We start from the raw sequence: 17,943 nt of genomic DNA on the forward strand, positions 1-17,943 counted from the left end.
GTCTTGATAACTCCGTCTCAAACGTTGATTGATGTTATTTTGCGGCAAAACTCTCTTCCTGAACGGCGTGTTCAGAGAGCTTCATCAGGTCGGGGGGTCAAACCAGCGTTGCCGCCGTACAGGCTTGCTGTTCGAGTGATGGTTGACTGGGGAACACCACTGCGTGAGCTCAGCGTGCTCAGCCCTGGTACATCCGAAGGTTCGGAGCCGATCTCGGCGCGGAGTTCCAGCAGATTGCGCACAGCCGTGGGTTGACCGGAGGCTGCTCTGACCTGCAGGAAACGGCTGGTCTCCGAAGGAGTTGAGGCTCTGCCGAGAAGAGCGATGCTCGCTGCAGTGGCAGCACGAAGTGGTGCCATCCGTGAGAGTCGATCCTGGAAAGGCTCGCTGAGTGCAACTGATTCGACGAAGCCATCGAGGTCAATTTGTCCATCTCTCAGCAGTGACTCCGCCGTGGTGAGGCGTTCTGTCTCGAGGGGGACGCGGTTGAGCAGTTGTCGGTAGGTCGCATCAAGGATCTCCCGCAGTTCGGATTCGTTGGAGACGCGTGCCAAAGAGGCCTGGGTGGGAAGCCCCTCGCGTCGCTTGTAACCACCGGCATCGCCGAGAGGAAGTGCCGCCTGAAGTCCAGTTTGTCCACGGTTGGACTGGGATGTTTTGGACCACTGGTTGAGTGTTGCTGCGGAACGCGATGAGCGCTGAAGCATGAAAGCGGCCAGCTGTTCCGGGGGAGTAAAGCCCTTGATGTCGGTTGTCCACTTTCCACCGGAGATCCTGCTGCGACTCTGGTCAACAAGATTTCTCTTGGTGATGTCACCGGTCGTTCGCAATGCTTCGCGGCGGATTGCTTCTGGCCGTGGAGCCATCGACACGTTGACTCTGGCTCCGATTGAGGGATCCAGGGATCTGCGTAATCCAGGAGCTCGTCGAGTGGTCAGGTCCTTTGGAGTGATGAAGCGTTCATAGGGCACGGTGTCTTCACCGAAGCAGTCGCTGTAGTCCTTGCTGTCGATCAGTGCATCGACCAAACCGTAAAAACCATGGCGAGCTGCCGTGTCGAAGAGAGCGTCGATTTCCCAGCGACCAAAGGTGGGCCTGCCAAGCAGACGTCGGTGCATCACTTCGATGGACTTGGCGATGTAGAGGCCTTCCCAGTAGCGACGGCGGAAGGCATCCGAGCGTGCCACGCTGCGAATGAAGTCCCGCAGGCTGATGTCTCCGTTTTCGAGACGTGCTTCCTGGGATTTGAGCAGTTCTCCTTCGTAGCCGCTGTTGCCCAGCACCTGGATGTAAACGGCTTTGATCACCGCCTGGGTGGAGGATTCGGTGTTGCGAACGCTTGGCTGACCGCCGCGGCGTGGAACCGCCGCACCGCCGGTGGCGATCTGTTGGAGTCGAATCACTCGCGGTCCCACCTTGCGCGGACGACTGCCCCGGAACTGAGGACTGTCCATTTGTCCGGGTTGCGCCATGCCATTGCTCACCAGCAGGCGGCGGGTGTCATAGCTGAACGGTGCGGGACGCGTCGTCACAGAAGCGGTGTCCGAAGGGAAGATCGCTCCGTACTGATTGCCGACCGGATCATTGCCGCCGCCGTAAGCGTGCTGATCAGCGAGAGGTTGCCGGTAGGACGCATAGAGAGTCACGTATTGAGGTGCTCCCTCGAACGGCGCACTGAAGCGGAACAAACGACGGTTTGATCCCCAGCCTGCACTCTCTTGTGCCTCTTCACCCAGATCGCGCAGGTAAGGAACAGTTTCCTCACCGAAGGTCTGCGCATATTCACTGCCGTTGACGATCACATCAACCAGACCATTCAGGCCCTGCTCGCTGACGATCGAAAATGCTTTGCGGAATTCCTCGAGAGAACTGACGCCACGTCCGAGAAAATGACGGTAAGCCAGTTCCACAACCCGACTGTTCACGAAGGGTCCGTAGAACTGATTCCGGTACTCCTTGCTTCGTCCAAGGGCGCGGATGAATTCGCGCATGGAAATCTTGCCCTGCACCAGCTGGCTTGCTTCCGAACGGCAGGGGTTCTGGGAATAGCCCTTGGCGATGTCGCGCTCAAAGACCTGTCGATAAGCGGCTCGGATGACTTCAGCTTTCTCTGCTCCGGACAGGCCAGGGCGCATTTCAAAACGCTGTGCTGTTTCTGATGCCAGGGCATAGATCGCTGGAAGCTGAAGCCCCTGGCTGACGCGGCTGCCGAGCTTCTGTTTGGTGGAGGGCGTCGCAACGGCGAGCTCCTGCAGGAGCACGTTGAAGCAGTCGATGGTCAGACGGCGGGCTTCCGGTCGCTCCCGAAGCAGCTCCGCACAGGCTCCTCGCATCTCCTGAAGGGCCACGTTGGTGGCGGTCAGAGAACAGTTCTTGAGGAGGATGTCGCGCAGTCCGCGCGTGTTCACCGCAAGGATGCTGGGGTCACCGGCCACCAGTGCGTAGCCCACGTAGCGAAGAAACCAGCCCAGGTCGCGCACCGATTTGCGCATGAATGCTGGGCCGTACTTGGCCACGCTGATGGCGGTGAAGCCGGTGGGCAGGACGACTCGTACATCGGCATCACCGCCGGCGACATCGAACAGCCGCGTGAAGAAGTTGCCACGCTTGGTGATGCTGCTGTCGCCCGTGAAGGTGCGCACGGATTGTTCGAAAGCGGCCTGGTCAGCCGCAAGCGGGGCGGCATCGACAGCCTGGGCTTGGGACACCTCGCCTGTGCTGAGCGGCGCCTCGAGGAACGAAAGGGGAGTTCCTCCGACGAAAATCCTGTTCGCCGCGCGGGCAACGATCGCTTCCGCATTGCTGGCGATGATCTTTGACGCTTCCAGGCGGTCATTGCCGCTTCGGAAGAACGTGATAAGCGTGTCGAGTTCGCCCCCGTCCGGGAAACGGTCCTGTTGTTCCGCCTGACGAACGCTGGAAAGCGGCAGGGTGTCGAACAGCTGGGGGGAGACCCTTGGGCTGCCGCTGCTGGCGGTCACGGTCATGAACGGGAGCAAGCCGGATTCGGCCACGTTACGGCTCGTTCTGAGGGCTCCCGAACAGGCATGAACAAATGTTTGCAGGGGTGGGTCCTTCAGGCCTGTTCCCAATGCCCCCCCTGAAATGCTTCAGACCGAATAATGAGACCGGAAACCGACGCGCCGATGAACCCCAAGCCCTCGGATGCCGCCACCCCTGTGGTGAGTGACTTCTATGACCGGTTCCCATATCCGGGGGATCCTCTTCAGGACGGACCGCCTCCTGGCTACAACTGGCGCTGGTGCCATGAAAGCGTTCTGGCAGCCGTGCACGGCGCCTTGCCATCGCACGCTGACGAAGCGGCTTCTCTGCGCATTCTTGATGCGGGTTGTGGAACAGGTGTCAGCACCGATTACCTCTGTCATCTCAATCCCGGATCCCAGGTTCTGGCGGTGGATATCAGTGCAGGAGCCCTTGAGGTGGCCCGTGAGCGATTGAAGCGATCCGGTGCCGCAGATCAGGTGGATGGTTTACGCCAGGAGCAGCGCAGTCTTCTCGATCTGGAGGGCGAGGGACCCTTCGACTTCATCAATTCTGTGGGCGTTCTGCATCACCTGCGTGAGCCACTTGCGGGTCTGAAGGCCTTGGGTTCGCTGTTGTCGGACACGGGTTTGATCCATTTGTTCCTCTACGCCGATGGGGGACGTTGGGAGATTCATCGAACCCAAAGCGCGCTGTTGCGATTGGGTGCTGGCAGCGGTGCTGAAGGTCTGCGGCTTGGCCGTCAACTTTTTCAGGTTTTGCCTGAGGGCAATCGTCTGCGCCAGAACCATGAGCAACGCTGGCTGATCGATACCGCTGCCGACTCGAATTTCGCTGATATGTATCTCCATCCGCAGGAGACCAGCTACGACCTCGGTCGCTTGTTCAGCTTGATTAATGCCGCCGGACTGCAGTTCGCCGGCTTTTCGAATCCCTCCGTATGGGATCTGAACCGCTTGCTTTCAGGTGAACTGCTGGAGCGTGCAGCAATGCTTCCTGAGCTTGAACAATGGCTGCTCGTTGAAGACCTCGATCCCGAGATCAGTCACTTCGAGTTTTTTGTGGCGAAACGACCTGTCCATCCCAACCGCTGGGAGGACGATTCAGCCTTGCTCCAGGCGATTGGTCGACGACAGTCGTGTCTATGGGGATGGCCTTCCTCCAGCCTTCTGGGCCCGGATCTGGAGCCGATCGCTCTTTCAGAATCCGAGCTGGCACTGCTGCAAGCTGTTGAGCACCATCCAGAAACCCCTTTGGGTGACCTCAACCTCGGGCCTGAGACCGTCTCGGTTGCAAGAGGTCTCCTGTCGCGCCGGCTGCTGCTTCTGCAAGCTTGCAGAACCTGAGCCTGAGAAAACGCGTGATAGATTCCGCGCGCCTCCTCAGGCAATGTTTGCTGGCTAACGACCCCACCGAATCATCCGCGGCATCCGTTGCGATCGATTCTGGAATGGCCGACTACGCCAGACTTCAACAACGCCTGATGCTGGCCACTCTGGCGGTTTCACTGGTTGCGGTTCTCGTCGCACTGGTTGGTTTTGACGCCATGGTTGCCCGCAGCCTGTTGGTGGGTTCCTGCGCTGGTGTTCTCTACCTGCGCCTCCTCGCCCGCAGCGTGGCTCGGCTCGGCGGAGGTTCCCGTCAAGTGGGTCGTTTTCAGCTGGTTGTCCCTGTGCTGCTCGTTGTTGCAGCGGCCAAGTTCCCCCAGCTCGAGATCCTTCCTGCTTTCATCGGCTTCCTTCTCTATAAACCCGCCTTGATTCTTCAGACCGTCATTGACGGCTGAGCTCGCGCATCCCCTTCTGCATTCAATGGCTTTGCTGCCTTTCACACTGCCTTTCGCCGAACTGGAGGTTGGAAACCATCTGTATTGGCAGATCGGCAACCTCAATCTGCACGGCCAGGTTTTTCTGAGTTCCTGGATCCTGATCGGCGCACTTCTTGCTGTCGTCCTTGTTGGTACTCGCAAGCTGGATCGCGACCCCAGAGGCGTCCAGAACCTGCTCGAATTTCTCTGGGATTATCTGCGTGATCTCGCTCGTGACCAGATCGGAGAAAAATATTATCGAGAGTGGCTTCCTTTCATCGGAACCCTGTTCCTGTTCATTTTTGTGAGCAACTGGGGTGGTGCTCTGATCCCTTGGAAAGTATTTGAACTTCCTGAAGGCGAGCTGGGTGCCCCTACGGCAGACATCAACACCACAGTGGCGATGGCTCTGCTCGTTTCCCTTGCTTATTTCTATGCCGGTCTAAGCAAAAAAGGTCTGAGGTTTTTTGAGCTCTATGTAGAGCCAACTCCGATCATGCTTCCTTTCAAGATCATTGAAGAATTTACAAAACCTCTTTCACTGTCATTCCGTCTTTTCGGAAACATCCTGGCAGATGAACTTGCGGTTGGAGTTCTTGTTTATCTGGTTCCTTTGATCGTTCCTCTGCCTGTGATGTTGCTTGGACTTTTCACCAGTGCGATCCAGGCCTTGATCTTTGCAACACTTGCTGCCTTCTATATCGGTGAAGGTTTGCATGAACACCACTAGGCGACAAATGCTCGCCGTTAAGGCGATCTGCTAAACACTTGTGCGCGTAGGTCCGACGCTCATGACTCGGGCCCGCTCTCTTGCAACAGAGAGTGTCCCTGCGCAGGGGGAACCAATCCCCACTTCATTTGCTCAGCGCTACGGCGCACCCCCCCCCCAACGCTCTCAACATGGATTCCATCACTTCCGCAGCTTCCGTCGTTGCTGCTGGCCTGGCTGTTGGCCTGGCGGCTATCGGCCCTGGTATCGGTCAGGGCAGCGCTTCCCAAGGTGCTGTTGAAGGTATCGCCCGCCAGCCTGAAGCTGAAGGCAAGATCCGCGGCACCCTGCTGCTTTCGCTGGCATTCATGGAATCGCTGACGATCTACGGCCTGGTTGTGGCTCTGGTGCTTCTGTTCGCCAACCCCTTCGCCGGTTGATCCATCTTCAGGGAGCTCCCTCGTATGAAGGCAGCTCCCCGGTGTGATCACTCTTCTCTTCATCAGCTTTTCCTCAGCGCTCCTTTTTCATGACCTGGCTTCTGCTTGCTGAAGCAGCGGTGCCGGAGGGAGGTCTTTTTGACCTCGATGCCACCTTGCCTGTAATGGCTGTTCAGGTGGTTCTCCTGACCTTCCTGCTCAATTCCCTCTTCTTCCGTCCGGTCGGCAAGGTCGTGGAAGATCGTGAGGGTTACATCTCCACAAGCCTTGCTGATGCCAAGCAGAAGCTTGAGCAGGTCCAGCGTTTAGAGGCTGAACTCACTGAACAACTCCGCGGTGCTCGCCAGGCCGCTCAGGCCGCGATTCTCGAAGCTGAGCAGGAGGTCGACAATCTGTATCGCGAAGCCATCGCGACAACCGAAGCCGATGCCAATCGCACAAGGGAAAAAGCCCGCCGTGAGATTGAGACACAGCGAGAGCAGGCTCAGTCGCAGCTCATGAGCAAAGTCGATGAGTTCAGCGCAAAGATCATTCAACGTCTGCTGGCCGTTTCATGATGTCTCTTGTCACCTTGTTTGCAGCAGAGGGTGGTTTCGCAATCAACCTCAATCCCCTTGACACGAACCTGATCAATCTGGTCATTGTCATTGGGTTGCTGGTTTATTTCCTCAAGGGATTGCTGGGCGGCATCCTTGAGCGTCGCCGGGAGTCAATTCTCAAGGAATTGAACGATGCGGAAACCCGACTCAAAACTGCCACCACAGAGCTGAGTAAGGCGCAGGCCGATCTCGGTTCTGCCAAAGAAAAAGCTGAGAAGATCCGCGCCGATGGCAAAGCCAGGGCACAGGCCATCCGTGTGGATGGTGAGCAGCGCACCATCGAGGCAATGGCTGCCCTGAAGCAGGATGCTCTTGCCGATCTGAACGCCGAAGGTGCACGTCTCACAGAGCAGCTACGGCGCGAAGCTGCCCTGGCTGCCATCGACAAGGTGATGGCGGATCTGCCCGGACGTCTTGATGCTTCAGCTCAAGCCCGTCTGATCGACGCCTCCATCAACAATCTGGAGGACGCCTGATGCCTCTTCTCAACACCCTGGCCACCCCTTACGCCGAAGCGTTGCTGCAGGTGACCAACGCTCGCAATGAGTCAGAGGACGTGGCAGCCCAGTGCAAGGAGCTCATTGCTCTTTGGGACAGCAGCGAGTCACTGCGTGATGCCATGACCTCACCAGTGCTTGAGCCGATGGCCAAGAAGAAAGCCCTGGAGCAACTTCTGAGCCAGCAGATTCAGCCTTCCTTGTTGAATCTGCTCAAGGTTCTGGCCGATCGTTATCGCCTCACCGCTTTTGATGCCGTCCTGGGTCGGTATCTCGAGCTCTACCGCGAATCCCGCAAGATCTCGCTGGCGCATGTCCGCTCGGCTCAGGCACTGACTGACACTCAAAAGGCATCACTGACCGCCAAGATTGAGTCCATGGTCGGCAGCGGGTCCGTTGAGATTGACCTCACCATCGATCCGAGCCTGATTGGCGGCTTCGTCATCAATGTGGGATCTCAGGTCATCGACGCTAGTCTTTCCGGCCAAGTAAGGCGACTCGGTCTTTCGCTTGCTAAGGCGAGCTGATCGTTTTTTTCACCCTTCAGATTTTTCTTTTATTCCCCGTCAAAGGGTTTACCAGCCATGGTTTCCATCCGTCCCGACGAGATCAGCGCGATTCTCAAGCAGCAGATCGAGGACTACGACAAGTCTGTTTCTGTCAGCAACGTTGGTTCTGTCCTGCAGGTGGGTGATGGAATCGCCCGCGTTTACGGCCTTCAAGAGGTAATGGCCGGCGAACTCGTTGAGTTCGAAGATGGTACTGAAGGCATTGCCCTCAATCTTGAGGATGACAATGTCGGCGCCGTGCTGATGGGTGAAGGCCTCGGTATTCAGGAAGGCAGCACCGTCCGTGCAACCGGCAAGATCGCTTCGGTCCCGGTTGGTGACGCCCTCCTGGGTCGCGTCGTGAATTCCCTGGGCGTTCCCCTCGACGGCAAGGGTGATCTCGCCACAACTGAGACCCGTTTGATTGAGTCTCCCGCTCCGGGAATCATTCAGCGTAAGTCGGTGCATGAGCCCATGCAGACCGGAATCACCGCGATTGACGCGATGATTCCCATCGGCCGTGGCCAGCGTGAGCTGATCATTGGTGACCGTCAGACCGGTAAGTCTGCTATCGCCATCGACACCATTCTGAATCAGGCCGATCAGGACGTTGTTTGTGTGTATGTGGCCATTGGTCAGAAAGCGGCAAACGTCGCCCAGGTGACGGAGGTTCTGCGAGAGCGAGGCGCACTGGATTACACCGTGATCGTTGCTGCAAATGCCTCCGATCCCGCCGCTCTGCAATATCTCGCTCCCTACACGGGTGCTTCGATCGCTGAAGCCTTCATGTACAAGGGCAAGGCCACCCTGGTCATCTACGACGACCTGTCTAAGCAAGCCCAGGCTTACCGACAGATGTCACTGCTGCTGCGTCGTCCGCCCGGACGTGAGGCCTACCCCGGCGACGTGTTCTATTGCCACAGCCGTTTGCTCGAACGAGCTGCCAAGTTGTCTGATGCCATGGGCAAGGGCTCCATGACTGCTCTGCCGATTATCGAAACCCAGGCGGGTGATGTCTCCGCCTACATCCCTACCAACGTGATTTCGATCACCGATGGTCAGGTGTTCCTCAGTTCCGATCTGTTCAACTCGGGTCTGCGCCCTGCCATCAACGTGGGTATTTCAGTGAGCAGGGTTGGCGGTGCAGCCCAAACCAAGGCCATCAAGAAAATCGCCGGCACCCTGAAGCTGGAACTCGCTCAGTTCGACGAACTGGCTGCGTTCTCACAGTTCGCTTCCGATCTTGACGCGGCAACCCAGAAACAGCTCGGACGCGGCAAGCGTCTGCGTGAGCTACTCAAGCAGCCTCAGTTCAGTCCACTGATCCTGGCCGAGCAGGTCGCCATTGTTTACGCAGGGGTCAAGGGTCTGATTGATGATGTCCCCGAAGATCAGGTGGTTCAGTTCTCCCGGGAGCTCCGTGAGTACCTGAAGAGCAACAAGCCTGAGTTCATCAAGAAGGTTCAGGACGAAAAGGTGCTCAGCCCTGAGGCTGAAACCATGCTCAAGGAGGCCATCTCCGAAGTCACCTCCACCATGTTGGCTTCCGCCAACTGAGGCCCTGAGATATGGCAAATCTGAAGGAGATCCGAGATCGGATCAAATCTGTCAAGAACACCCGCAAGATCACCGAGGCCATGCGCCTCGTGGCTGCGGCCAAGGTTCGGCGTGCCCAGGAGCAGGTGTTGCGAAGTCGCCCCTTCGCGGATCGTCTCGCTCGACTGCTTGAAAACCTCCAGGCACGCATGCGTTTCGAGGATGCCGATGCTCCCTTGCTTGAGCAGCGCAACGTCGAGACCATCACCCTTGTGGCTGTCACCGGTGACCGTGGTCTCTGTGGTGGCTACAACGCCAACATCATCAAACGCACTGAGACGCGTTTCGCTGAGCTTCAGGGCAAGGGATACAAGGTCGATCTGGTTCTGATCGGTCGCAAAGCCATCAGCTATTTCACCAATCGGAGCTACCCGATCCAGGCCACCTTCACTGGTCTTGAGCAGGTTCCGACAGCGGATGAAGCAGGATCGATCGCCAACGAAGTGTTCGCGGAGTTTCTATCCGAGAGCACCGATCGTGTTGAGATCATCTACACCAAGTTCATCAACCTGGTGAGCTGCAACCCTGTTGTTCAGACTTTGCTTCCCCTTGATCCTCAAGGTATTGCTGAGGCTGATGACGAGATCTTCCGTCTCACGACAAAAGACGGCGAGCTGCGGGTTGAATCTGGTGCAGGGCCGGCCAATACTCAGCCTCAGCTGCCTTCGGACATTGTCTTTGAGCAGAGCCCTGACCAATTGCTCAATGCCCTTCTGCCCCTTTACCTGCAGAATCAGCTGCTGAGATCGCTCCAGGAGGCCGCGGCGTCTGAGCTGGCAAGCCGAATGATGGCGATGAACAATGCCAGCGACAACGCCAAGGCGCTCGCCAAGACACTCACCCTTGACTACAACAAGGCCCGTCAGGCGGCCATTACTCAGGAAATTCTTGAGGTTGTGGGTGGCGCCGCCGCAATGGTCTGATCCGCTTTCAAACTGATTGCCAATCTGTATGGGTTAGTCAGCCGGCCATGGGGCCGGCTTTTTTTGTGCGGTGCTGACGGTGTGTGGCTGGGGTGGATTCAGGCGGGCTCTACGCTGAGACGAGGCCATCGACGGGAGCATTCCAGGACAGATGAGCGACAACACTCCAGCGGTTTATGCCGTCACCATTGAGCTTGATGGCCAGCAGCATCATTTTCAGTGCCACGACAATCAGATCGTTTTGTCGGCTGCGGAAGAGGCCGGAGTGCCACTACCCAGCTCCTGCTGCGCAGGAGTTTGCACCACCTGTGCCGCACGCATCCAAGAGGGTGAGGTGCACCAGCCTGACGCGATGGGTGTCAAGGAGGATCTGCGCAAAAAGGGCTTCGCTCTCCTTTGTGTTTCCTTCCCACGTTCTGATCTCATCGCGGCTGCAGGTCAGGAGGATGCGCTTTATCAGGCTCAGTTCGGCCAGTACCAGAGCTGATGTTCTCATCAGGGTTTGTTGCTTTTCGTCCAGAGATGCGTTCAGGCTTCAGCGCTCAACAGCTCAATGAAGCTGTAGTAATCCATGTCACGCATCTCTGTCCCGATGCTCAGAAGGGATCGCAGCGCAGCTCCGCTGCCGGACTGGACGAAGTCCAGAGCCTGCGCCACATCTGCATCTCTGAATGAATTGGAGTTGAGGTTGCCTATGGCTTCAAATTCCTTGGCAAGATTGATCACGGCACTCTTGTATTTGTCCAGCTTGTTGACATCAGGAAGGTCATGCCCATTGATGTTTTGCCAAAGACCAGTCAGCGCTCGACCTATCGCTCGATTGAGGATTGCCTGGCTTTTGGCGACATCCTGAGCCTCGCGGAAGGAACTGCGAATGACTTGATGAGGCGCGGTGTGCGTCACCGCATTCAGCCCCTTCGCGTGCTCATTCATCATTGTGCCGCTGAGACCTTCATAGGCTGCATTCACGATTCCATCGATAATCTGATCTCGGCTCTGCTCAGAGTGTCCGTTGCGCTGGAGTGCCCAGTCGATGGTCGTGAGTGGTGAAATCACATTCGATTCCGCATCAGCCAGCAGCAAGCCTTCATAAGGCTGGCCGGTGAGGATATCTGTCCCGCCGTGAAACACCAAGGTTCCCTCTCCCGCAAAGGATGACTGCGCGTACTGCCCGTTTTCGTCAGTGATCACTGTGTCCAGTTCGGACCAATCATGAACCCGTTCTCCCTTGTCAAGATGTATACGACCGAACTGCAGCGGGCCGTTGGTCGTGGTGCCAAGCTTCTTGATGAAGGGAGGCGTCCAGCGCTGATCGGAATCCTGACTGAAAATTGATGCATCTTTGTCCCCATTGGCGCGAGTTGGAGTTGGGTTGTACAGCCTGAGGATCACATTGAACTGGTCATTTCTGCTGCCTTCAGCAGGGGTCGGCAGCCAGTATTGTCCGGTGCTGTTTGAGCCTGGTGATGTGGAGGCGAGAGTGATGGAGAGATCGACCTCCCCGTAATTCTCCGCGTAGTCAAATTGATTGGATCCCAGCGAATAAACTCCTGTCGTGGGATCGAATTCGTTTTTCAGGTAAAAATTGTTGAGATTGTCTTTGTCTGTTCCAACAAGAAAATTGTCGTTTTCGTAAACGGTGACTGACCAGAAACCTGGTTGATTGATTGGTGCAAGCTTGCTGTTTTCAGGCGTGAAAGTGATGCTGTAATCGTGTTGGGAGGATAAATCCTCTGGGTGTTTGCGGCTCTTGCCAATTCCCTTGCTCGTCTGTGGATAGGTGCCGTCCGATGCCAGGTTTGCCCCAAGCCCAACATCCGCAACGGCGGCGGCGGTTATCCAGCCTGCGTAGTTCGGTTCGTATTGGCCCAGTGTGGTGTTGATGGTCCAGTAATGATCCTCTTCTGTGGGATTTGTGGAGCTGCTGATCAGGTCAATCGCTCTGAGGGCGTCTTCATGCCCTTTGTTGATGATCTCAGGGTTGCTGCCTTCCGGGAAGGAATATTGATTGCTGTTGCTCCGGGCTGTCAGTCCGATCGAATAGGTGCCGGCCCCGAAGGCGTTGAAGAGTTCTTGCTGATCGTAAAGCGTTCCTGTTGGTTTTAGCTCGCCATTGATGTTGGTTCCAGAGTAGAAAACAAGCGGTTGACCTTTGTAGCTGTTGTTGTAGACGGCATTTGAGAGTTGTGTGAAAAAATCAACGGTTGTGGTTGTTTCGTTTTTTGTGACGTCAGAGGTTGAGTAGTCCCTGGTCGGTGTGATGTCGCCGGTGTAGTTGACCTTTGCTTTGAATTCATGGTTCAATCGTCGGATCTTGTCGATTGCCAGTGCCTGTGACTGGCTCTGCATCAACTTCTGATAGGGGGTTGGATCGCTGTCGGTCTTGCTGTTGCTGCTCAGATAGGGGTCGACATTGATGCGACCGAGAACCCAGGCCTGTGGACTGGTGAGGGCGATGGCGTCAGGATCTTTGGCTAGTGCCTGATTGATGACATGGCTAGATGCGCCGGCCCAGTAAAAAGTTCTTTTTGCAATGCCCTGGCTGTTGTTGTCCTGCTTGATTTGATTCGCTGAACCATCGCTGAACTGGACGTTGGTGTAAGGGTCAATCACCTGAATGCCTGTATAAACCCCTTCGTTAATTTCTGGTGTTGGATATCTAATAGTGACAACCTTGTTTGAAAGGTCGAGGAAAGCATTGGAGTAAAGAACCTCTGTATTTGGCGATACAATGGTGTCGCCATCATCAATATCCAGGGCGTTGTAAAAGCTGTTCGGAGAGCTCCCGCCGTCTTCGACGTTGTTGATGTACAGCCCTTGCTTTTGCCAAAACTGCTGGATCGGTAGTCCCCAAACAGTCGCGATGACGGCACCGATGTAGGTGCCGCTGCTTTCGATCATCGCTAATTCGCGTGGACTGATGAGTGGATTTTTTGTTTCCTCTGATGCGCTGTTTTTGGCTGCGGACTTGGCCTTCTCGTATAACAACCCATAGAAGAACAACAAGCTGTCGGGTGAATCGGTTGTGGTGGCACCTGACAGAGGGCTTGGGCAGGAGCTTGCAGGCATGTCAGCTCGTGTCGACTTTCTTCCGTTGTAGTGATGGTTTTCGTGCTTGTGACGGTTCGTGGCGCACCGCATCCACAAAGAGTCCGGTGTATTGATCCGCGAAAATCAGCTTGGCGTCTCCTGATTTGTTTCCTGCTCTTTGCCTGTTGGTCATGAAGCTCACTTTCAGGCGGTTGTCGCTGACCAGTTCCGAACCGCTTGCCACTCATGGCTTGCGTTCCTGGGTTCTCCAGCAGCTTCAACGGGAGGGCGAACCGCTGCGCTGGGCCATCACCTCCATCGATCGTTCCTCTGAGACAGCCCAAACTGCGGTTGAGGTCGAAGCGGTGCTGATTCACTCATGACGCTGACCACGGCACCGCTGCCCACGCTGATGGTCGTGCCGACCGGTATCGGCTGTGAGATTGGGGGGTTCGCAGGTGATGCCCTGCCCAGTGCCCGTCTGCTGGCAGCGGCCAGCGGTTGCCTGATTACCCATCCCAATGTGATCAACGGCGCCTCGCTGTACTGGCGTGATCCGCGCATTCACTACGTCGAGGGTTACGCCCTCGATCGTTTTGCCTCAGCTGCCTGGGGGCTGCGCCCCAGGCGCAGTCAGCGCATCGGCCTGTTGCTGGATGCCGGCATCGAATCGGATCTGCTGCTGCGACATCGTCAGGTCGCAGAGGGCTGCAGGGCCAGTCTTGGCCTTGACGTCAACGCTGTGGTGAGCACCGATGAGCCTCTGGGTGTGCATCTGGCTGCTGGCCCTAGCGGCACCAGCTGGGGCACCTTGGATCGACCCGACGCGCTTCTGAGAGCGGCAGAGCGCCTCAAGGCAGCAGGGTCAACCGCTATCGCTGTGGTGGCGCGTTTCCCCGACGATCACACAAGTGAGGCTTTGACTGCCTACCGCCACGGGAGTGGAGTGGATGTTCTCGCCGGAGCTGAAGCCGTGATCAGTCATCTGCTGGTTCGGCATCTGAAGATGCCCTGCGCCCATGCTCCAGCGCTTGCGGCTCTGCCCCTCGACATTGACCTTGACCCACGCGCTGCCGGCGAGGAGCTTGGTTACACATTTCTCGCCTGTGTGCTGGTGGGTCTGAGCAGGGCGCCGGACCTGCTGGATCTCTCTTCTGGCTGTTCGATCGCGCCCGATGATCTTGTCGCCGAGCAGTTGGGGGCCGTTGTGGTGCCGGATGGTGCGCTTGGGGGGGAGGCTGTGCTTGCTTGTCTGGAACGGGATGTTCCAGTGATAGCCGTCAGCAACCCAGGCATGTTGTCGGTGACTGCGGAGGCCCTCGATGTGGGGCCTCAGGTGCTGAAGGCGAGCTCTTATGCCGAAGCTGCCGGTTTGTTGGTCGCCCTGCGCGAGGGCCTCGCCATCGCATCTCTTGTCCGTCCTCTGCCCTCTCTGCGGGAGCTGAAGTAATGGCAATGGGCTTTGCCAAGGTCCCAACGCGACCCTGTCCCTGTGGAAGCGGCTTCACTCTGGACCAGTGCTGCGGTCCACTGCACAGGGGCAGGCTGCAGGCGGTGACTGCGGAACAGTTGATGCGATCTCGCTACTCCGCATACGCGCTCGCGCAGGTGGAGTATCTGATCGCCACCCATCCCGGTGCCGTCGGGACACCTGTTGAGCGGCGGCGTGAGCTGCGTGCCAGCTGCCGGCAGACCCGATGGCATGGCCTCACGGTGTTGGACACCACGGCCGGTCAATCGGATGATCTGGAAGGGTCCGTGAGTTTCGAGGCCGTCTTCAGCGTCGGTGGAGCACGGCAGGTGTTGAGCGAACACTCGCTGTTCCGCAGGCGTGATGGCGAACCGACAGGCCCATGGCTTTACATCGGTCCGCTGGATTGACCTGTCAGCGCAGGCAGGCCATCGGGTGCCGCGGTGGTACTCCAAGAGCTTTCGCGACTCCTGGATGACAGACCGCACCCTGCACGGTGTTCAGCCCTGAAAGCAGCTCCGGACGTTCGGTCACGGCCTCTTCCAGGCCGCGTCCAGCGATGCCGAGGATGTAGGGCAAGGTCACGCTCACCAGGGCTTCCGTGGAGGTGAAGGGCACGGCGCCGGGCATATTGCCAACGGCATAGTGCTGCACGCCATGGATGAACACCGTTGGATCCGTATGAGTTGTCTCACGGCTTGTGGCAATACAGCCCCCCTGGTCAACAGCGACGTCGACGATCGCTGATCCCGGCATCATCTGCTTCACCATCTCCTCATCCACCAATGTCGGCGCCCGCCCTCCTGGGGTCAGCACGGCGCCGATCAGCAGATCCGCGGTTGGAACCAGGCGCTCCAGCAGTCCGCGACTGCTCACCATGCTGATCAGGCGCCCACGCCGGTCTGCTTCAAGGCTGCGCAACCGCTCGGGGGAGCGATCGAGGAGCAGCACCTCGGCATCCATAGCCGCAGCGAGTCGTGCTGCATTCCAGCCCACCGTGCCGGCTCCCAGCACCACAACGCGGGCTGGACGCACGCCGGTGCACCCACCAATCAAGACCCCACGCCCGCCATTGGGCCGTTCCAGAAGCCTGGCACCGACCTGCGCTGCAAGTCGGCCTGCGATTTCGCTCATCGGGGCCAGCAGCGGCAGGCTTCCGTTCTCCAATTGCACCGTTTCGTAGGCCACCCCTGTGGTGCCTGCATCCAGGAGGGCCTCTCCCACCTGGCTGTAAGCCGCCAGATGCAGGTAGGTGAACAGCACCATGTCGTCGCGCAGAAGACTGAACTCCTCCGGCTGCGGCTCCTTCACCTTCACCACCAAGTGTGCAGCCCAGGCCTCCTCGCGGTTCACAAGCCTGGCTCCTGCCGCTGCGAAGGCGTCGTCGCTGATGCCTGCTCCGGCCCCGGCTCCGTTCTGGATCCGTACCTCAAGGCCCTGGGTCACCAGTTCACGGACCGCATCCGGGGTGAGCGCCACACGCTGTTCATCGGCCTTGATCTCAGTTGGGACCCCGATACTGGCCATCGGGGCCGTCAGAACGGAATGGGCCATGGAGGACGGAGTCGTGTCTTCAATGTGGCTCAGACGGCGGCGATCGGCAGCCGCCAGCCACTGCCGAACGCCTGAGCACTCACCTTCAGCAACGGCGCTGCCTGTCTCCGTTTGAACTCAGCCCTCCTGAATAGGTTCTCGATCCGTTGCACCTCCTCAGGATCGTGGCCAGCAGCCGTCAGCTCCTGCCCGCTGAGGCGGTGTTCGATCATGTCGATCAGCAGGGGGTCAAGCCGGTCGTAGTCGGGGAGTGAGTCACTGTCTTTCTGGTCTGGACGCAGTTCGGCACTGGGAGGTTTCTCGAGGATTGCGCTGCCGATCAGCTCTCCCTCGGCCGGTAGGGCCAGTTCCTTGCGGCACAAGCTTGCCTCGCTGCTGTCGATCCAATGGCACAACGCAAACACGGTTGATTTGTACAGATCACCGATCACGGCCAGGCCGCCGTTCATGTCGCCATAGAGGGTGCAGTAGCCCACCGCGAGTTCTGATTTGTTCCCCGTGGTCAGCAGCAGCTGTCCCTGCTGATTGGCCATGGCCATCAGCAGAGTGCCGCGGATGCGTGACTGCAGATTTTCGGCTGTCACCCCTGATGGAAGGCTCTCCAGGGCAGGGGTCAAGGTCGCCTGGAAGCCGTCCATCAGGTTTTCGATGGGAACAATGGTGTGGGCGATTCCCAGTCGATCCGCAAGCTTGAGAGCATCTCTGAGTGAGCCGTCCGAACTCCAGGGGGACGGCATCAGCAGGGTTTGCACCTGATCGGATCCGAGGGCCGCGGCAGCGATCACAGCCACCAGCGCTGAGTCGATGCCTCCGCTCAGGCCAAGCAGGACTCTCTGGAAGCCACATTTGCCGGCATAGTCCTTCACACCAGTCACCAGAGTGCGGAACAGCGCTTCCATCTCCTGCTGTTCAGTCTGGGTTCGCTGCGTCGTGGCTGATTCAGTGATTGTCGATGGGGCCCTGTCTGCGGCATTCCAGATCTGTATCGCTTCACGGCAGTCCGGAAGCTGCAGAAGCGGCGTCTCGTCGTTGTTGCCCATCACGAAGCTGGCACCGTCGAACACCAGTTCGTCATTGCCTCCCACCTGATTGACGTATACCACCGGGCAGCCGAGGCGCTGCGCCGCCCGTGCCGCCAACTGGCGCCGCAGAGCAGCCTTTCGGCGGCCAAAGGGTGAGGCTGAGCAGTTGATCAGCGCATCGATCCTTGAGGGGATCAGATCGGCCACAGGGTCTGGTCCCACCAGACGACGGCCATGCAGTTCTTGGTCGACCCACAGGTCTTCGCAGATGGTGATCCCCAGTCGCCAGTTGCGGTCTCCGCTGCTGAGTGTGATCTGCCCAGCTCCATGGCTCGGCCTGAAATAACGCGTTTCGTCAAAGACGTCGTAGCTGGGAAGAAGTTGCTTACGGGCCACCACGTGATCGCCACCGACTTGCACGAGGGTGATGGCGTTGAACAGCGCAGGATGCAAGGCGTCGTCTGCTGGATCAGCGATTCCCACCAGCAGAGCGATGTCTGACTGACGGTCGGCAAGACCACTGCGGAGAGCGTCGAGGGCCTCCCGTTGCCGTTGCAGGTGAGTGGGGCTGAACAGCAGATCTCTTGGTGGGTAACCCCAGAGCGACAGCTCGGGCGTGACCAGCAGGTCCGGTTGGCTGCCCGTGGTCTCGATCAGGCTGTCGAGACTTTTCAGAATGCGGGTGGCATTGCCCAGCAAGTCGCCCACAACAGGATTGATCTGGGCCAGGGCAACGCGCATCGG

The 17,943-nt window shown here is 58.0% G+C and carries 18 protein-coding genes; 13 read left to right on the forward strand and 5 right to left on the reverse strand.

Features of this window, described 5'->3' with window-relative positions; all coding sequences use genetic code 11:
* Positions 1–71: 71 nt before the first annotated feature.
* Complete coding sequence (locus SynBIOSE41_RS14030; RefSeq protein WP_186538414.1) at positions 72–2,987, reverse strand: phycobilisome rod-core linker polypeptide; 2,916 nt, start codon at positions 2,985–2,987, stop codon at positions 72–74.
* Between the two features lie 159 nt (positions 2,988–3,146).
* Between SynBIOSE41_RS14030 and SynBIOSE41_RS14035 the strand changes: the two genes are divergently transcribed.
* The 10 genes from SynBIOSE41_RS14035 to SynBIOSE41_RS14080 all read left to right on the forward strand — a co-directional run bounded on the left by SynBIOSE41_RS14035 (position 3,147) and on the right by SynBIOSE41_RS14080 (position 10,609).
* Positions 3,147–4,349 (forward strand): bifunctional 2-polyprenyl-6-hydroxyphenol methylase/3-demethylubiquinol 3-O-methyltransferase UbiG, encoded by a 1,203-nt coding sequence (locus tag SynBIOSE41_RS14035; protein WP_186541247.1) that lies wholly within the window; start codon positions 3,147–3,149, stop codon positions 4,347–4,349.
* Positions 4,350–4,453: 104 nt separating this feature from the next.
* Positions 4,454–4,789: a hypothetical protein gene (locus SynBIOSE41_RS14040; protein WP_066911091.1), complete on the forward strand. Its 336-nt coding sequence runs from the start codon at positions 4,454–4,456 to the stop codon at positions 4,787–4,789.
* A gap of 25 nt (positions 4,790–4,814) precedes the next feature.
* Complete coding sequence (gene atpB / locus SynBIOSE41_RS14045) at positions 4,815–5,540, forward strand: F0F1 ATP synthase subunit A (protein WP_066911088.1); 726 nt, start codon at positions 4,815–4,817, stop codon at positions 5,538–5,540.
* Between the two features lie 170 nt (positions 5,541–5,710).
* Positions 5,711–5,959, forward strand: coding sequence for an ATP synthase F0 subunit C (gene atpE / locus SynBIOSE41_RS14050; protein WP_007098848.1), 249 nt, complete (start codon positions 5,711–5,713; stop codon positions 5,957–5,959).
* An 89-nt stretch (positions 5,960–6,048) separates the two neighbouring features.
* Complete coding sequence (locus SynBIOSE41_RS14055) at positions 6,049–6,516, forward strand: F0F1 ATP synthase subunit B' (protein WP_186538415.1); 468 nt, start codon at positions 6,049–6,051, stop codon at positions 6,514–6,516.
* A complete protein-coding gene (locus tag SynBIOSE41_RS14060; protein WP_186538417.1) occupies positions 6,513–7,034 on the forward strand; it encodes a F0F1 ATP synthase subunit B in 522 nt (173 codons plus the stop codon). Before SynBIOSE41_RS14055 ends, SynBIOSE41_RS14060 begins: the two co-directional genes overlap by 4 nt.
* Positions 7,034–7,582, forward strand: coding sequence for an ATP synthase F1 subunit delta (gene atpH / locus SynBIOSE41_RS14065; RefSeq protein ID WP_186538419.1), 549 nt, complete (start codon positions 7,034–7,036; stop codon positions 7,580–7,582). Before SynBIOSE41_RS14060 ends, atpH begins: the two co-directional genes overlap by 1 nt.
* A 57-nt stretch (positions 7,583–7,639) precedes the next feature.
* Complete coding sequence (atpA, locus tag SynBIOSE41_RS14070) at positions 7,640–9,160, forward strand: F0F1 ATP synthase subunit alpha (RefSeq protein ID WP_066910967.1); 1,521 nt, start codon at positions 7,640–7,642, stop codon at positions 9,158–9,160.
* Between the two features lie 11 nt (positions 9,161–9,171).
* On the forward strand, positions 9,172–10,122 hold the full coding sequence (locus tag SynBIOSE41_RS14075; protein WP_186538420.1) for a F0F1 ATP synthase subunit gamma: 951 nt from the start codon (positions 9,172–9,174) through the stop codon (positions 10,120–10,122).
* Between the two features lie 151 nt (positions 10,123–10,273).
* The gene (locus SynBIOSE41_RS14080; RefSeq protein ID WP_186538421.1) at positions 10,274–10,609 is read left to right on the forward strand and encodes a 2Fe-2S iron-sulfur cluster-binding protein; all 336 of its coding nucleotides are present in this window, start codon (positions 10,274–10,276) and stop codon (positions 10,607–10,609) included.
* A gap of 41 nt (positions 10,610–10,650) precedes the next feature.
* Here the strand turns inward: SynBIOSE41_RS14080 and SynBIOSE41_RS14085 are convergent, their stop codons facing one another.
* Complete coding sequence (locus SynBIOSE41_RS14085; protein WP_186538428.1) at positions 10,651–13,191, reverse strand: DUF1254 domain-containing protein; 2,541 nt, start codon at positions 13,189–13,191, stop codon at positions 10,651–10,653.
* 1 nt (position 13,192) lies between these two features.
* Complete coding sequence (locus SynBIOSE41_RS14090; RefSeq protein ID WP_186538443.1) at positions 13,193–13,345, reverse strand: hypothetical protein; 153 nt, start codon at positions 13,343–13,345, stop codon at positions 13,193–13,195.
* On the opposite strand from SynBIOSE41_RS14090, the gene SynBIOSE41_RS14095 reads away from it, so the two are divergent.
* Genes SynBIOSE41_RS14095 through SynBIOSE41_RS14105 form a run of 3 tightly spaced genes read left to right on the forward strand, consistent with a single transcriptional unit; the run spans position 13,344 to position 15,033 of the window.
* Positions 13,344–13,535, forward strand: coding sequence for a hypothetical protein (locus SynBIOSE41_RS14095; RefSeq protein ID WP_186538445.1), 192 nt, complete (start codon positions 13,344–13,346; stop codon positions 13,533–13,535). The two genes, SynBIOSE41_RS14090 and SynBIOSE41_RS14095, sit on opposite strands and share 2 nt — an antisense overlap.
* Positions 13,532–14,602, forward strand: coding sequence for a DUF3326 domain-containing protein (locus SynBIOSE41_RS14100; protein ID WP_255475786.1), 1,071 nt, complete (start codon positions 13,532–13,534; stop codon positions 14,600–14,602). The genes SynBIOSE41_RS14095 and SynBIOSE41_RS14100 overlap by 4 nt, the downstream gene beginning before the upstream one ends.
* 5 nt (positions 14,603–14,607) lie before the next feature.
* On the forward strand, positions 14,608–15,033 hold the full coding sequence (locus SynBIOSE41_RS14105; protein WP_255359967.1) for a YchJ family protein: 426 nt from the start codon (positions 14,608–14,610) through the stop codon (positions 15,031–15,033).
* A 4-nt stretch (positions 15,034–15,037) separates the two neighbouring features.
* On the opposite strand, the gene ald is transcribed toward SynBIOSE41_RS14105, so the two are convergent.
* Both ald and SynBIOSE41_RS14115 read right to left on the reverse strand, forming a co-directional pair.
* A complete protein-coding gene (ald, locus tag SynBIOSE41_RS14110; protein WP_066910947.1) occupies positions 15,038–16,177 on the reverse strand; it encodes an alanine dehydrogenase in 1,140 nt (379 codons plus the stop codon).
* 29 nt (positions 16,178–16,206) lie between these two features.
* The gene (locus tag SynBIOSE41_RS14115; RefSeq protein ID WP_186538447.1) at positions 16,207–17,940 is read right to left on the reverse strand and encodes an NAD+ synthase; all 1,734 of its coding nucleotides are present in this window, start codon (positions 17,938–17,940) and stop codon (positions 16,207–16,209) included.
* Positions 17,941–17,943 lie beyond the last annotated feature (3 nt).

It is taken from the genome of Synechococcus sp. BIOS-E4-1 (assembly GCF_014279995.1).
GTDB lineage: Bacteria > Cyanobacteriota > Cyanobacteriia > PCC-6307 > Cyanobiaceae > Synechococcus_C.